This window comes from Bartonella sp. AA9NXGY (genome assembly GCF_042196845.1).
In the GTDB taxonomy this organism is placed as follows: Bacteria; Pseudomonadota; Alphaproteobacteria; order Rhizobiales; family Rhizobiaceae; genus Bartonella.
Window position 1 is genome coordinate 22,617 of record NZ_JBHIRB010000010.1, and the last position, 15,269, is coordinate 37,885.

At 38.5% G+C, this 15,269-nt stretch carries 15 protein-coding genes; 13 read left to right on the forward strand and 2 right to left on the reverse strand.

From position 1 onward, the window contains the following. Position 1: 1 nt before the first annotated feature. Positions 2-424 carry an HIT family protein gene (locus ACFIM6_RS06280; protein WP_375607220.1) on the reverse strand — a complete coding sequence of 141 codons (423 nt, stop codon included), beginning with the start codon at positions 422-424 and terminating at the stop codon, positions 2-4. A 134-nt stretch (positions 425-558) separates the two neighbouring features. Beyond that, complete coding sequence (locus tag ACFIM6_RS06285; RefSeq protein WP_375607219.1) at positions 559-1,020, reverse strand: RidA family protein; 462 nt, start codon at positions 1,018-1,020, stop codon at positions 559-561. A 145-nt stretch (positions 1,021-1,165) separates the two neighbouring features. On the opposite strand from ACFIM6_RS06285, the gene ACFIM6_RS06290 reads away from it, so the two are divergent. The 13 genes from ACFIM6_RS06290 (at position 1,166) to lpxB (ending at position 15,254) form a co-directional block, all read left to right on the forward strand. Next, the gene (locus ACFIM6_RS06290; RefSeq protein WP_375612121.1) at positions 1,166-2,002 is read left to right on the forward strand and encodes a cell envelope integrity EipB family protein; all 837 of its coding nucleotides are present in this window, start codon (positions 1,166-1,168) and stop codon (positions 2,000-2,002) included. Positions 2,003-2,169: 167 nt separating this feature from the next. Then, the gene (gene rpsB, locus ACFIM6_RS06295) at positions 2,170-2,949 is read left to right on the forward strand and encodes a 30S ribosomal protein S2 (RefSeq protein ID WP_273788135.1); all 780 of its coding nucleotides are present in this window, start codon (positions 2,170-2,172) and stop codon (positions 2,947-2,949) included. Positions 2,950-3,051: 102 nt separating this feature from the next. Then, the gene (gene tsf, locus ACFIM6_RS06300) at positions 3,052-3,975 is read left to right on the forward strand and encodes a translation elongation factor Ts (protein WP_375612122.1); all 924 of its coding nucleotides are present in this window, start codon (positions 3,052-3,054) and stop codon (positions 3,973-3,975) included. A 157-nt stretch (positions 3,976-4,132) separates the two neighbouring features. Then, positions 4,133-4,852 carry a UMP kinase gene (gene pyrH, locus ACFIM6_RS06305; RefSeq protein ID WP_375612123.1) on the forward strand — a complete coding sequence of 240 codons (720 nt, stop codon included), beginning with the start codon at positions 4,133-4,135 and terminating at the stop codon, positions 4,850-4,852. A gap of 37 nt (positions 4,853-4,889) precedes the next feature. Beyond that, positions 4,890-5,450 carry a ribosome recycling factor gene (gene frr / locus ACFIM6_RS06310; RefSeq protein WP_273790667.1) on the forward strand — a complete coding sequence of 187 codons (561 nt, stop codon included), beginning with the start codon at positions 4,890-4,892 and terminating at the stop codon, positions 5,448-5,450. A gap of 731 nt (positions 5,451-6,181) precedes the next feature. Beyond that, a complete protein-coding gene (locus ACFIM6_RS06315) occupies positions 6,182-6,997 on the forward strand; it encodes a phosphatidate cytidylyltransferase (RefSeq protein ID WP_375612124.1) in 816 nt (271 codons plus the stop codon). Positions 6,998-7,012: 15 nt separating this feature from the next. Beyond that, a complete protein-coding gene (locus ACFIM6_RS06320) occupies positions 7,013-8,161 on the forward strand; it encodes an RIP metalloprotease (protein WP_375612125.1) in 1,149 nt (382 codons plus the stop codon). 202 nt (positions 8,162-8,363) lie between these two features. After that, positions 8,364-10,760 (forward strand): outer membrane protein assembly factor BamA, encoded by a 2,397-nt coding sequence (gene bamA / locus ACFIM6_RS06325; protein ID WP_375612126.1) that lies wholly within the window; start codon positions 8,364-8,366, stop codon positions 10,758-10,760. A gap of 65 nt (positions 10,761-10,825) precedes the next feature. Beyond that, the gene (gene lpxD, locus ACFIM6_RS06330) at positions 10,826-11,872 is read left to right on the forward strand and encodes a UDP-3-O-(3-hydroxymyristoyl)glucosamine N-acyltransferase (protein ID WP_375612127.1); all 1,047 of its coding nucleotides are present in this window, start codon (positions 10,826-10,828) and stop codon (positions 11,870-11,872) included. Position 11,873: 1 nt separating this feature from the next. Beyond that, a complete protein-coding gene (gene fabZ, locus ACFIM6_RS06335; protein ID WP_375612128.1) occupies positions 11,874-12,341 on the forward strand; it encodes a 3-hydroxyacyl-ACP dehydratase FabZ in 468 nt (155 codons plus the stop codon). A gap of 24 nt (positions 12,342-12,365) precedes the next feature. Continuing rightward, a complete protein-coding gene (lpxA, locus tag ACFIM6_RS06340) occupies positions 12,366-13,190 on the forward strand; it encodes an acyl-ACP--UDP-N-acetylglucosamine O-acyltransferase (RefSeq protein WP_375609506.1) in 825 nt (274 codons plus the stop codon). Positions 13,191-13,192: 2 nt separating this feature from the next. Next, positions 13,193-14,065 carry an LpxI family protein gene (locus tag ACFIM6_RS06345; protein ID WP_375612129.1) on the forward strand — a complete coding sequence of 291 codons (873 nt, stop codon included), beginning with the start codon at positions 13,193-13,195 and terminating at the stop codon, positions 14,063-14,065. After that, complete coding sequence (gene lpxB, locus ACFIM6_RS06350) at positions 14,058-15,254, forward strand: lipid-A-disaccharide synthase (protein ID WP_375612130.1); 1,197 nt, start codon at positions 14,058-14,060, stop codon at positions 15,252-15,254. The genes ACFIM6_RS06345 and lpxB overlap by 8 nt, the downstream gene beginning before the upstream one ends. Positions 15,255-15,269 lie beyond the last annotated feature (15 nt).

A 15,269-nucleotide genomic window follows, 5' to 3' on the forward strand; every position in this document is an offset into this window, starting at 1 on the left:
GTTATAAAGCTGCACGAATTTTTTTTGCATTCTCTTCAAGTATTTCTGGAGGCGTTACCATATCATTATGAGGGGTAAGCTCTATTCCCTCCATACGTGGTATAATATGAAAATGAAGGTGATAGACGGTTTGTTGACTAGCTGCTTCATTAAATTGCATGACAGTTATGCCATCTGCTTGAAAGGCTTTTTTGACAGCATTTGCAATTTTTTGAACAGCTTTAATAACAGGAAATAATGTTTCAGGATCTGCATCAAGTAAGTTTCTAGAGCCTTTTTTAGGAATGACCAGCGTATGACCTGGTGCCTGTGGCATGATATCCATAAATCCAATAACATCATCATCTTCGTAGACCCGAACAGAAGGGATTTCATTGCGAATCAATTTAGCAAAAATATTGTTATTGTCATAAGCTTGTTTCATACAAATATTTCCTTTTATCGTAAGTTTAAGATTCTAATTTAAAAACGAAAAAATGCAAGGTTTATCAGAGTGTAAGACAAAGAAGTATTTTGACTTCAGTTATATTTAGGATAATGCACTGTCTTAATGAAGGTTTAGATTTCTATGATGGCTTCAACTTCTACAGGAACATCCATAGGAAGAGAGGCAACACCAATAGCAGAACGGGCGTGTTTTCCAATTTCACCAAGGATATTGACGAATAAATTAGAAGCTCCATTGGCAACAAAAGGAATATCGGTAAAATGAGAATCTACAGCCACAAAAACAGTAATTTTGACCACACGTTTTATTTTATTTAAGTCACCCAGAGTTGCCTTGAGTTGCGCGAGAATATTGAGAGCGCAAGCTTCAGATGCTTTTTGGGCTTGTTCGGTATTCACAGTTGCACCAACTTTACCGATGGCTATTGGTTTTCCATTAATAAGAGGGAGTTGTCCAGAAATAAAGAGTTGATTGCCACTTTGTGAAGTGGTGATGTAATTGGCAAGGGGGGAGATTACTTCAGGAAGAGTGATTCCGAATTTTTCTAAGTTTTTTTCAATCATATTGGTCATAATTTTAACTCCATAGCTGCTCTATAATATATTCATTGCATAATCTATTTTTTGATTTAAGAAAATGTGTGGTTAATTGAGAAATTAACCTTTTTTGCCTTATTGTATGATGTTATGCAACGGGGATAAAGTTCGGAAGTTGGGAATGATTAGATCATTATTTATAATAATTTTATATATTGTTTTTTTATGTACTGCGAGAGCTGAAGAGCGCATTTTTATTGTGCCTCATCGAGCAATTTATGATTTTCATCTCGATAGTGTTTCTCATGAAATGACAATTTCTGCGATGTCAGGACGAATGGTTTACGAGCTTACTGGTTCGGCATGCCAAGGCTATAGCACACGTTTTCGTTTCATTAGCCGTGTTCACATTGAAGATATGCCAGTACGTTTGACGGATCAACAGACGACGAGTTATGAAACAGGAGACAGCCGTACATTTCGTTTTAATATTACAGATCAAGAGGGAGAAGAGGTTGTGCATCGTGCCGAGGGGGTTGCGGAGCGTACGCAAGATGGTATCACAGTTACCTTAAAAAAGCCAAAGGAAAAAGAGTATAAGCTTGCAATGGCTGAATTTCCAATGATGCAACTAAAAAATATTATCCGCCATGCAAAAGCAGGAGATCATTTTTACAATGTTACTGTATTTGATGGGACAAATAAAGCAGATAAAGTTATAAAAGAAAGTATCGTCATAGGGGAAAAGAAGACGCTTTTATCTGATAGCGAAACGGAAAAAGTAAGAAAATTGGATGAAGAAGAATATTGGCCTGTTACAATTTCTTATTTTGATGATGGAGAAAATAAAGATGGTTTGCCGGTTTATCGTAGCAGTTTTCTCTTACATGAGAATGGTGTCATGCGTGATCTTCATATAGATTATGGAACTTTTTCAGTGCGTGCAAAATTGAACAGTCTCGAATTCTTGGAACTTGGAAAAGATCTTAATCAATGCGAAAATGCAAATATTAAATGATTAAAGAAAATAACTTGAAAAAGAATCAAATATTAGTATGTTTGCGCTATTCCACACGCGGAGTCTGGGTGTTTGCAAATGATCTGTGAGAAACTTCTAGCAAGCATCCGCCGGTAGCAGGTCTTCCTGCTTTTTCCGCGGAGGTTGAACCGGAAAGGATAAGATTTATGGCACTACCCGATTTTACTATGCACCAGCTTTTAGAAGCCGGTGTGCATTTTGGTCACCAGACTCATCGCTGGAATCCCAAAATGACTCCCTATATTTATGGCCAGCGTAATAATATCCATATTATTGACCTTGCTCAGACCGTTCCACTTTTACACCAAGCACTTAAACTTGTTTCAGATACTGTAGCGCGTGGTGGTCGTATTCTCTTTGTTGGTACGAAACGGCAAGCATCTGACATTATCGCAGATGCGGCGAATCGTTCCGCTCAGTATTACGTTAATGCACGTTGGCTTGGCGGCATGCTCACAAACTGGAAAACGATTTCCAATTCGATCCATCGTTTGCGGAAGCTTGACAAAATTCTTGCTGCTGAAGCGCAAGGCTTTACTAAAAAGGAACGTTTAAATCTTGAACGTGATCGTGAAAAGCTTAATCGTGCGCTTGGTGGTATTAAAGATATGGGTTCTGTTCCAGATCTTATCTTTGTTATCGATACGAATAAAGAAAATATTGCACTCCAAGAAGCAAAGCGTTTAGGTATTCCAGTGATTGCTATTATTGATACCAATTGTGATCCCGATGACGTAACACATCCAATACCAGGTAATGACGATGCTTCACGTGCAATTTCTCTTTATTGCGATCTTTTTGCCCGTGCTGCTCTTGATGGTATTGCACGCCAGCAAGGAGCAATGGGTATCGATTTAGGAGCTCAAGTTGATGCACCTGTGGAGCCTATTTTGGAAGAAAATGCAGTTTCAGAAGTTTCTGAATAATATAAAATGCCTAATTAAGGTACTTTTATTGTCTAAAGAAGAAGTTATAGGCGTGCAGAGGGATTTTGCACGCTTTCACTGTTATAAAATAAAGAGGCAAATATGAGCATTACTGCTGCACAAGTAAAAGAACTTCGAGAACTATCTGGCGCTGGTATGATGGACTGTAAAGCCGCCCTAGCAGAGACCAATGGTGATATGGAAGCTGCTGTTGATTGGCTTCGTAAAAAAGGAATAGCTAAAGCAGATAAAAAGGCTGGTCGTACAGCAGCTGAGGGATTAATCGGAGTCGTATCAAAAGATTCACATGCAGTTTTGGTTGAGATTAATTCTGAAACAGATTTTGTTGCGCGCAATGATGGATTCCAAGACATCGTGCGTAAAGTAGCAACTGCTGCCTTAGATACGCTAGGGGATGTTGAATCTGTTTCTGTTTCTCTTTATCCAGGTTCTGAGAAGACTGTAGAGCTTACGATTAAAGATGCAATTGGTACAATTGGCGAAAATATGACATTTCGTCGTTCCGCTAAATTGTCTGTTGAGAATGGTGTTGTTGCGACTTATATACACAATAGTGTGGCTGATGGGCTTGGAAAACTTGGTGTTTTGGTTGCGATTGAAACAACAGGAAATAAAGAGGCTGCTCTTGCTTTTGGTCGGCAGGTCGCGATGCATATTGCGGCAACCAATCCATTAGCACTTACAGCACAAGATGTTGATGCTGCTGCTGTTGAGCGAGAAAAAGAAATTTTTTCAGATCAAGCACGTCAGTCTGGAAAACCTGAAAATATCATTGAAAAAATGGTAGAAGGACGTATGCGTAAGTTTTTTGAAGAGGTTGTTTTGCTTTCTCAAGCTTTTGTTATGAATCCTGATATAACTGTTGAGGCCGCTTTAAAGGATGCTGAGAAATCAATTGGTGCTCCAGCAAAAATTACAGGCTTTATTCGTTTTGCATTAGGTGAAGGTGTGGAAAAAGAGGAGTCTGATTTTGCTGCAGAGGTTGCTGCTGCTGTAAAAGGCTAGTTATTGCAAACTCTTGAACAGAGATTTAAAGTCATATCGTTGGTTGTAGAATCTCTGAGGGGAACAATGTAATTGTTGAGAGGGCGTCACGTGAAAAAAGTGGTGCCCTTCGTGATGTCAAAAGCAAAAAGTAAATAGGCTTTTGGGGAGATTATTAATGGCATTAGCACTTCCGTATAAACGTATTCTTTTAAAGGCTTCTGGTGAAGCTCTTATGGGAGGGCAGAATTTTGGCATTGATGTTTCTGTTGTAGACCGTATTGCCGCTGATATTGCAGAAGTGCGCACAATGGGGATAGAAGTTGCGGTTGTTATCGGTGGGGGAAATATTTTTCGTGGCGTTGCTGTTGCTTCGCATGGTGGGGACCGAGTGACAGGTGATCATATGGGAATGCTTGCAACTGCTATTAACTCTTTAGCATTGCGAACATCTTTGACAAAAATAGGGGTTGAAACTGTTGTACTCTCTGCGATTGCTATGCCACAAATTTGTGAAAGTTTCTCGCAACGTAAAGCAATAGCTTATATGAATCAGGGAAAAGTTGTTATTTTTGCAGGTGGTACAGGAAATCCATTTTTTACCACTGATTCTGCTGCTACTTTACGTGCAGCAGAAATTGGTGCAGATGTCCTTCTTAAAGGAACACAAGTTGATGGTATTTATTCAGCAGATCCAAAAATAGACCCTACGGCTAAGCGTTTTGACCAATTAACACATGTTGAAGTTTTGCAATGGGGATTATCTGTTATGGATTCAACGGCGGTCACTTTAGCACGTGAGAACAATGTACCGATTATTGTGTACTCCATTCATGAAAAAGGCGGTTTGGCTAAGGTCTTGAATGGAACAGGACGCTTTACAATAGTATCGGAATAAGGGTAAGCTTCAAAGGACAATTGAAGGAGACAGAAATATGAATGTTACATCGATTATGGATGATCTGAAACGTCGCATGGATGGTGCCATTACGGCTTTTAAACATGAATTAGGTGGTTTACGGACTGGACGTGCATCGGCCAGCTTATTAGAGCCGTTGACCGTTGAATCTTATGGTTCTGTTGTGCATATAAATCAGGTTGCTAATATTTCTGTTCCTGAACCTCGGATGCTTTCTGTTTCTGTATGGGATAAAACGATGGTCGGAGCTGTAGAGCGCGCTATTCGCGATTCTGGTCTTGGTTTAAATCCCATAACTGATGGTACGAATCTACGTATTCCTTTGCCTGAGTTGAATGAAGAGCGCCGTAAAGAACTTGTAAAAATTGCGCATCACTATGCAGAGCAAGCGCGTGTTGCTACACGTCATGTTCGTCGGGATGGTCTGGACAATTTGAAAAAGTTAGAAAAAGATGGTGAAATTGGACAAGATGAAGCCCATAGTTTGTCTGAAAAAGTTCAAAAACTCACAGATGAAACTATTGCTGATATTGATAAAATTTTAGCCGTAAAAGAATCTGAAATTATGCACGTTTAAGACGATTTTGTCACTAGAAAAAGGATGTTTACTCCCAGCCTGTAAATTGTTTCTAGGGAAATTGTAGGGAGTGGTGTGCTCTGTGGTAGCAAGGTGTGATGCAGGAAGGTATTCTATCATTTTGATATGGGAGAGACTGATTTGAAAGGGCAGATGTTTTTATTTTTTAGTCTGCGTGGTAAATCATGCCCTTTGCTGGGAGATACTATTTAACAGCATGGTGCGGTTTTTTAGTTGAGCACGTCTTTGTTAAAATGCATAATGAAAGCATTGTTAGAAATTATTCAAATATTCTAAGATGAAGGTTGGGGAAAGAATATAATGCAAAAAAACAAGCCTAACCGTTCTCTTATTTCTCATTATAAAACATGGTAAGTATAATCGATCAAGCAGATGTTATGTGGCGTAATTCGTTTTTTAATGACGAATAGTTGATAGAAAAGTGTTTTTATACGAAACCTATATTAGTTAATTTGTGTGGGGCAGAGGTAACTGCTTTTTCATTTTATATTTGAGAAAATATTAAAAAATATTTTATAATTTTGACGAAGATTTTTGAAGCTGTTTTCATTGATTATTAGTCTCATAAGCGCTATCTTAGTAGACTGAATTATTTATGATAAATTATAAGAGAAATTATACAGGTATGAGATAAAAATACTGCGTAGGGGAGTTTTTCTTGCGTTAATTTTAGAGCTTGTATTTTCTATTTTTATTGTTTGGATGTTGTTTTGTCTAATTTGGTTTATCGTATTCTGACAGCTTTTGTTTTTGGCATTATTGCGTTGTATCTAACATGGTTGGGAGGAAACTTCTTTTTTTTATTTGTATGGTGTATTGGCGGTTTTGTTCTTTATGAGTGGATGAGTATTACTAAAGAGAAATGGTGTATTTTACAAAAAATATTAGCAAGTATCTTTTATTTAATTTTTGGCTTTTTTTTAGTGTTGAGTGTATCTGCTTCATTGATTTTTTGTGTTTTAATCATTTTAGCTACAGTGTTAGCTATTATATCTATAAAAAAGAGTGGTTGGGTTTTTTCTGGTTTTTTATATGCATCTTTTCCTGTTGTTGCTTTATGCTTTCTACGGGATCATGAAATGTTGGGGTTCCAAGTTGTTATTTTCTTATTTACGATAGTGTGGGGAACAGATATTGGTGGCTATTTTATCGGACGTGCATTAGGGGGGCCTAAATTAGCACCACAATTTTCTCCTAATAAAACATGGTCAGGAGCACTTGGTGGTACATTTGTCGGAGTTTTCGGTGGTATATGGGTCGCTTTTGGATTTTTTGATATAAATTTAGCCAGTTTTTTTGTGCCACTCCTTACACTTGTTTTGTCAATTGTTTCACAATTGAGTGATTTAGGGCAATCATGGCTCAAAAGACGGTTTTCTGTTAAAGATTCTAGTTCTTTATTGCCTGGACATGGTGGTTTTATGGATCGTATAGATGGATTGGTAGGGGCAGCTTTTCTTCTTTATTTAATTGGTTCATTTATGTCTGATATGGATGCGCCTTTTAATCTTTTTAGTATGATCTAATTGGGAGAAGATAGTTTGGAACTTTTAAATCATATCGTCACTATCGGTGATTTTCTTTTAAGAAGTTTGAGTATTCTTTTCATCATTATGATTATCATTTTTGTGCACGAATTTGGGCACTATCTCATTGGTCGGTGGTGTGGTATTAAGGCGTTAATTTTTTCGCTTGGATTTGGACCAGAAATAGCGAGTTATACAGATAAGCATGGCACGAAGTGGCGTTTAGCACTTATCCCCTTAGGAGGTTATGTAAAATTTGTTGGGGATGAGGAAAAAATCGATACGGAATCATCCCAATCATCTCTGATTGTTGATGGTTCATTTGTTAGTGCGCATGCTTGGAAAAAAGCAGCAACTGTTTTTGCCGGTCCTTTCTTTAATGCCCTTTTTACTGTTGTTATTCTAACATTTTTTTTCTTTATCTATGGTCGTGTAGCCATTGAGCCCGTTGTTGGTTCTTTGGTAAAAGATAGCCCTGCTCTTCAATCCGGTTTGGAATTAGGTGATCGTTTTGTTGAAATGGATGGACGACGGGTTGAAAGCTTTGAAGATTTGATGAATTATGTAGCTTTTCACGGAAGAGAACCCATAGAGTTTAAAATAGAACGCATGGGGCGAGTCTTTACAACGATGATTACCCCGAAAGTCGTTGAGCGAGATGATGGATTTGGTAATCGAACACGAAGTGCTATGATAGGTGTAGGTGTTCCTGTTGATTTAAATAATCCTGCACGTTTAGATCCAACTTATATAAAACATATTCGCTATGGTTTTGTAACAGCTGTAAGAAAAGCGTCAGACCGTACTGTGTTTATCGCCACTCAAACCGTTCTTTTTATGAGTCGTTTAATAGGAGGCAAAGAGGATCGTTGTCGGCTAAGTGGACCTTCTAAAACCGTTAAAATTGCTTGGAAAGTGAGCGAGACAGGTTTTATCTCTTTGTTGAATTTGGCAGCTTTTCTTTCAATAAGTGTTGGGCTTATTAACCTTTTTCCGATTCTACCGCTTGACGGTGGGCATCTTTTATTGCATGTCATTGAGGTCATTACTGGGAGGAAAATATCTGCTAAAATTCAGGGAATCGTTTTTCGTTTAGGTTTTTTCATTCTTCTCCTTTTTATGATCTTTGTCTTTTTTAATGATTATTTTTGTTGGTTTAGCTAATTAAATTATGGAAAACGCTTTATAAATTAAGTAATAATAGCAAAAACAAATTGAAGGTTGTTTACCATGTCTACAAAATGTTGTGGCGTTGTACATTATAATGAGTAATTAAGGAATGAAAAGTCTCGCTGTAAAAAGGTTGTTATGGCAGTTAGCTTTTAAGGCATCATGTCCAAGGAACGAGAGTAAGGTAAAAAAGCCAATGACTACGAATTCAAAGTTTTTAAATGCAGCATCTGTATTGGTGTTAAAGATGGGGATGATTGCCCCAGCAACGGTTTTTATGTCAATTGCTGCGGTCGGAGAAATACAAGCGTCTGTAGTCCGCTCTATTGAGGTTCGTGGGAATAAGTTTGTAAGTTCTCAGGCGATTCGAGACAATATGGGGATTAAGGTTGGGCAAGGTGTTTCCAGTGGTGATGTTGATAGTGCTGTGAAGAATCTTTTCGAATTGGGTTTATTTTATGATGTTAAAATAAATCCGGTGGGTGATAAATTGGTTGTATTCGTAAAAGAATATGAGGTTGTCAATCAAATATTGTTTCAAGGAAATAAATCTTTTAAAGACCCAGATCTTAAGCGGTTTATTTCTTTAAAACCGAATGAGCCTTTTAATTCTGCTAAGCTTTCTGCTGATATAAATACAATTCGTGAGGCTTATAAAACTCTTGGTCGTAATAATATCACTGTTAACGTTCAAACGATTAACCTTGGAAAAGGGCGGGTTAATGTGGTATTTAATGTCGTTGAAGGGAAAAAAACAAAGATTGGTGATATCACTTTTAAGGGAAATAATGTCTTTGGAAGTCGTCGTTTGCGTGATGTGATTTCAACAAAAACTTCAGGAATTTTTTCGAAGTTGTTGGGAGGTGATGTTTACAGTGAAGAGCGCCTCGCTGTTGATGAAGAAGCTTTACGTCGCTTTTATTATAACCGTGGTTATGCGGATTTTCGTGTAGTCTCTTCTAAAGCAACTTTTGATGCAGCAAGCAATACGTATAAAATTTCTTTCGTTCTTGATGAGGGTGCGCTCTATAAAATTAGCGATATTCAGGTTGAAAGTGATGTTGATGGAATTGACGTTCAATCTGTGAAAAGGATGCTTAAAACCCAGCCAGGTAATGTTTATAGTGCAGAAGATATTGAACAGTCTGTTGCAACTATTAATAACAAAGTTGCTGATTCGGGATATGCTTTTGCTAAAGTTGAACCGCGGGGAAATCGTAATTTAGCAAATCATACAATTTCAATTTTATATAATATTGAACGGGGTACACGTGCTTATATTCAACGTATTGATATACGTGGCAATGAGAAAACGCGTGATTACGTCATTCGCCGTGAGATTGATTTAAACGAAGGAGATGCTTACAATCAAACTTTATTACAGCGGGCAAAACGTCGTCTAGAAAGTTTAGGTTTCTTCAAAGCCGTTAATATTTCAATGGTTCCTACAGATCAATCTGACCAAGTTGTTTTGGTAATAGATGTCGTTGAAGCTTCAACAGGAGATCTCTCTCTTTCTGGAGGGTATACAACAGGGGGAACAAGTCCTGGTATGTCACTTGAAGTTTCTGTTACTGAACGTAATCTTGGGGGACGTGGTCAATATGTTCGTTTAGGATTAGGTGCGGGGCAAGAAAAATCTCGTAATTATAATTTATCATTTGTTGATCCTTATTTCTTAGGGTATCGTTTATCTGCTGGTGTTGATGTTTTTCGTAGTACTTATCGTGCTGATAAAGCCTATGATGTACGGCAGACAGGTGGATCGCTGCGGTTTTCGTTACCTATTAATAATCAATTATCTGCTAATGTAGCTTATTCTTATGTGCAGGAAGAATATGATTTTGGCGGAGAGTATGATTTTGACAAAGAGAGTGACATAATAGAATTATATGGGAAATATTCTGGTGCGATTGTTCAAGCTGCAAAACACAGCCCTTGGAAACGTTCATCAATTAGTTATGGTTTCACCTATAATACGATTGATGATATGAGATCCCCCCATGATGGGTGGTACGTGCATCTGCTTCAGGAATATGCAGGGCTTGGTGGGAGTGCAAAGTTCTTGAAGACCACGGGTAAGGCGATGATGTACAAGACTCTTTCTGACCAGAAGGATATCGTTGGTTTGCTTTCCTTTGGGGGTGGTTATATCCACGGAATGGGCCGAGATGGTGTTCGTATTTTCGATATGTTTAAAGTAAATTCTGATATGATTCGAGGGTTCAAATATAATGGAATAGGTCCGCGTCAGGTTTCCAGTAAGGGTGAGGTTTATTTCTTGGGGGGAACGACATATATGAATGCGACTGCTGAAGTACAGTTCCCTATCCCTGTCGTGCCTGAGGGATTTGGGTTGCGCGGTGCTTTATTTGCGGATATTGCCACGCTTTATGGCAATAATTATAAAGCCGTTTTTAAGGGTGAACCGTCTGTTACCAATACCAAAAGTGCTTGGCGTTCATCTGCAGGTGTGAGTTTGATGTGGGATTCTCCGTTTGGTCCTTTGCGTTTTGATTATGCTTGGCCAATAACGAAACAGGAAGGTGATCGTGTGCAACAATTGAACTTTGGTATTTCTACGAAGTTCTGATTTGAGCGATTTTAAGAAGGAAAAACTTGAAGAGAATAGCTTAAGCTGGGAGAGAAAGTGTTTTGATGGCGGATACATTTTTTTTTACGCCGTCCCGACGATTGACAGTTGCAAATGCTGCTGAGTTGACGGGTGCAAAGCTTCTTAATCCAGAGTTTTCTCATAAAGTTATCAATACTCTTTCTTCACTTGAGAGTGCTGTGGAAGGTTCGCTTGTTTTTGTAGAGCATCGGAAGTTTTCTGATGCTTTACTGGACAGTTCTGCTGTTGCTGTTTTGTGTACGAATGAGATTGTTTTTAAAGTTCCCGAAACTATGGCAATTTTGGTGACATCCACACCACAGCGTGACTTTGCTCAGATTGGTCGTATTTTGTTTCCAGATTCTGTCAAGCCAATGCCTTGGTTGGGGCAGAAGGGGATTTCATCGCATGCGCATATTCATCCAACGGCTAAGTTGGCACATGATGTGTGTATTGAAGCGGGAGCTGTTATTGGTAAAAATGTTGAGATTGGTGCAGGAACTCTTATTTCATCCACAGCTGTTATCGGTGAAAATTGCCGTATTGGATGTGACTGCTATATTGCTCCTAAGGTAACAGTTCAGTGTTCTATAATAGGTGATAAGGTTCAGCTTTATCCTGGTGTTTGCATTGGGCAAGATGGTTTTGGTTATGTTGGGGGCGTTTCTGGAATCGAGAAAATTCCACAGCTTGGTCGCGTTATTATTGAGGATGGTGTAGAAGTTGGTGCGAACACGACAATTGATCGTGGAACATTTCAAGATACTGTTATTGGTGAAGGAAGCAAGATTGATAATCTTGTACAAATTGCCCACAATGTCAAAATTGGACGCTATTGTCTTATTGCCGCTCAATGTGGCATTGCGGGAAGTACATCTATAGGGGATATGTCTCAGCTTGGCGGAAGTGTGGGAGTAGCGGATCACATCATAATAGGTAAATCTGTTCAGATTGCTGCTCGTAGTGGTGTTATGAATGACATTCCGGATGGCGAAAAATGGGGAGGTAGTCCAGCGCGACCATTTAAACAATGGTTTCGTGAAGTAGCGGCATTGCGCAGTATGGGAAAAGTTAAAAAGGAGAAACGCTGATATGATCAGCAGTGAAAAAACTAAAAACTTAGAGGCTGTCGATATTGAAAAACTATTATCAATATTACCGCACCGTTATCCATTTTTATTAATTGATCGTATCGTTGATATTGATGGTGAACAAGAAGCGATTGGTATTAAAAATATAACGATTAACGAGCCACATTTTATGGGACATTTTCCCTCAAAGCCTGTTATGCCTGGAGTTTTGATTTTAGAAGCTATGGCACAAACGGCAGGAGCAATAGCACTTTTAAATTTAGGCAATAAGCAAACAAATTTAGTTTACCTTATGACGGTTGATAATGCGAAATTTCGTAAGCCGGTTATGCCTGGTGATCAGCTAAAAATCCATGTTCAGCTTTTGAAAAAAAGATCTGGTATGAGACGTTTTTCATGTGTTGCAAAAGTAGAAGATGTTCGCGTCGCTGAAGCAGAAATTGCTGCGATGATTGTCGAAGAAGCATAAACGATATTTGATGGGAATTAAAAAATGTCCGGTACGAAAATCCATCCAACTGCTCTTGTGGAGAAGGGAGCGCAGCTTGGTGAGAATGTACGCGTTGGACCATTTTGCCATATTAGTTCAGAGGCTGTTATTGGTGATGAATGTAGTTTGACAAGTCATGTTGTAATAATGGGAAAGACAACGTTAGGAGCCAAGAGTAAAGTATTTTCTCATGCCGTTTTGGGGGCAGATCCGCAAAATAATAAACATAAAGGAGGGGCTACAACTCTTTTTATTGGTAAGAATTGTACGATTCGTGAAGGTGTAACAATGCATAGGGGTTCCGATTCGAGTGTAGGAATGACAGTTGTTGGTGATAATTGCCAATTTTTTTGTTATGCGCATATCGCTCACGATTGTTATGTAGGCAATCATGTAACATTTGCCAATAACGCAATGATTGCTGGTCATGTTACTATTGGTGATTATGTGATTATTGGTGGTGGTGCTGCTGTTCATCAATTTGTTCGTGTTGGACATCATGCATTTATCGGCGGCGTATCTGCACTGGTTGGTGATCTGATACCTTATGGAACAGCTGTTGGTGTGCAGGCAAAACTTGCTGGACTCAATATTATTGGCATGAAGCGTGCAGGACTTGAGCGTCAAGATATTCATGCACTCCGTCATGCGGTTGCTATGCTTTTTGATCATAGCAAACCATTTAAAGAGCGTGTCAGTGATGTTGCTTCTTTCTATTCTTCTTCTCAGTCTGTTTCTGAAGTTGTTAATTTTATTAAAGAAGAAGGAAAGCGTTTTTATTGTACACCAAAATTTGAAGGTGTTAGAATAAAAGAACATAAGGATTAAAAATGCCTATTTGGGGAGCCAGAAGTTTTCTTTCCGGCCGTACTGCTATTATAGCAGGAAATGGTGTTCTACCGATTACTGTTGCGCAGACTCTTGAGAAGAATGGAGAAAATCCTTTTCTTGTGCTTTTGCATGGTGAGGCAGATTCTGTTCTTTATCGCTATGAGCATTGCGAGCTATCAATTGTAGAGTTAGCACGACTCGTTAAAATTTTAAAAGAGGCTGGTGTATATAATGTTGTTTTGGCAGGTGGTGTAAAAAAGCGTCCACTTCTTAAACAATTGCGACTGGACTGGACAACATTTTTAGCTCTTCCTAAGTTAATCGGAGCTTTGAAGAGGGGAGACGATGCGTTATTAAAAGCTTTTATACGGGTTATTGAAGCACACGGTTTTTGTGTTATCGGTGCTCACGAAATAGTCCCAGATCTTTTAGCTCCCATAGAATTTAATTTAACAGTACGGCGCGCTACTCCAAAAGAGAAAAAAGATATTTTTTTAGCAGTAGAAGCAGCAAAGCTTTTAGGTCAATTAGATATCGGGCAAGCCGTTGTCGTTGTCCAAGGAAGGGTGGTTGCTCTAGAGGGCGCTGAGGGAACTGATAATATGTTGTGGCGTATTTGTGAAATGCGAGAAAGAGGGCAAATTCCCCTTAAAGGTGGCATTCTTGTAAAATGCGCAAAACCACAACAGGATAATCGCGTTGATTTGCCATCAATTGGGCCCGCGACAATAATGAATATTGCAAAGAGTGGTTTATCTGGTGTTGCGGTGGAGGCAAATAGAAGTCTAATATTATCAGTGAAAACAACAATAGAAAAAGCCAACAAATATTCTTTATTTATAGAGACATTTGAAAAGTTTGGTCATGAATAATTGTTTCTTAAAGATTGCAGTGGTTTCAGGTGAGGAATCTGGTGATTTACTTGGGGCCGATCTAATTTCTTGTTTATCACAACAGATAGGATGCAATATTCATTTGATTGGTGTTGGGGGGAGCCATTTAAAGGCATTAGGCTTAAAAAGCTTTTTTGATTCCCATGATATTGCTTTAATAGGTTTAAAGGAGGTGTTGAAAAAACTACCATTGTTGTTGCTACATATTCGCAATTTATCCAAATTTATTGCACAAGAACAACCTGATTGTTTAATTATTATTGATAGTCCTGATTTCACGCATCGTATTGCAAAAAAGGTACGTGCTTTAGCGCCTTCTATTCCTATCATTAAATATATTGCACCGACTGTTTGGGCATGGAGGCCAGAGCGTGCAAAAGCTATGTGTGGATTTGTTGATCATGTTTTAGCGGTTTTTCCTTTTGAAGAAAAGATTATGCAAGATTTGGGAGGCCCTGCCACGACTTATGTTGGACATCGTCTTTTGACATATCCTCCCCTTTTGAGAGTTCAGTCAGAAAAAAAAAGCCAATTAGAACAAAGAAATTTGATCGATACACAAACATTATCGCCTACATTAGTTATTTTGCCAGGATCACGCAATTCAGAAATTCGTTCCTTAATGCCTATTTTTCGAGAAACAGTAGAGATTCTTGTACAACGTATTCCTCATTTACGTATTATTTTACCAACCTTACCTCATTTGGTAGATAGAATCCGGGACTTTGTGCAGGGCTGGAAAAGCAAGATAGAAATTGTAGTTGGTGAAGATGAAAAATGGCGTGCTTTTGCACAAGCAAATGTTGCTCTTGCTGCACATGGAACTGTTTCACTTGAATTAGCCTTAGCAAAAGTTCCTATGGTTCTTTGCTATAAACTTGATTTCTTTTCTAAATTATTTATTTTTCCTAAAATGATGTTATGGAGTGCTGCTCTTCCAAATATTATTGCTGATAAGCCTATTGTTTCGGAATATTTGAATGAATTAATCCGTCCTGGCATGTTAGCAAGACAGGTAGAACAACTTTTGGCTAATCCTTTATTGCGACAGGCACAACTTGATTCCTTTGAGATGGTAGAACAGAAAATGAAAACTGAAGTACCATCGGGGGTTGTTGGCGCACAAACAATTATCACTCTTTTAAAAAGCAGGAATAAAATTGTATAAATAAAGCAATATTTT

Bases quoted from the DNA above. Each gene is read 5' to 3' on its own strand.
- lpxD (WP_375612127.1), top strand. From the start codon at position 10,826: ATGGCGGATACATTTTTTTTTACGCCGTCCCGACGATTGACAGTTGCA.
- frr (WP_273790667.1), top strand. From the start codon at position 4,890: ATGAATGTTACATCGATTATGGATGATCTGAAACGTCGCATGGATGGT.
- pyrH (WP_375612123.1), top strand. From the start codon at position 4,133: ATGGCATTAGCACTTCCGTATAAACGTATTCTTTTAAAGGCTTCTGGT.
- rpsB (WP_273788135.1), top strand. From the start codon at position 2,170: ATGGCACTACCCGATTTTACTATGCACCAGCTTTTAGAAGCCGGTGTG.
- ACFIM6_RS06345 (WP_375612129.1), top strand. From the start codon at position 13,193: ATGCCTATTTGGGGAGCCAGAAGTTTTCTTTCCGGCCGTACTGCTATT.
- ACFIM6_RS06285 (WP_375607219.1), bottom strand. From the start codon at position 1,020: ATGACCAATATGATTGAAAAAAACTTAGAAAAATTCGGAATCACTCTT.
- ACFIM6_RS06280 (WP_375607220.1), bottom strand. From the start codon at position 424: ATGAAACAAGCTTATGACAATAACAATATTTTTGCTAAATTGATTCGC.
- fabZ (WP_375612128.1), top strand. From the start codon at position 11,874: ATGATCAGCAGTGAAAAAACTAAAAACTTAGAGGCTGTCGATATTGAA.
- bamA (WP_375612126.1), top strand. From the start codon at position 8,364: ATGACTACGAATTCAAAGTTTTTAAATGCAGCATCTGTATTGGTGTTA.
- lpxB (WP_375612130.1), top strand. From the start codon at position 14,058: ATGAATAATTGTTTCTTAAAGATTGCAGTGGTTTCAGGTGAGGAATCT.
- ACFIM6_RS06290 (WP_375612121.1), top strand. From the start codon at position 1,166: ATGATTAGATCATTATTTATAATAATTTTATATATTGTTTTTTTATGT.
- tsf (WP_375612122.1), top strand. From the start codon at position 3,052: ATGAGCATTACTGCTGCACAAGTAAAAGAACTTCGAGAACTATCTGGC.
- lpxA (WP_375609506.1), top strand. From the start codon at position 12,366: ATGTCCGGTACGAAAATCCATCCAACTGCTCTTGTGGAGAAGGGAGCG.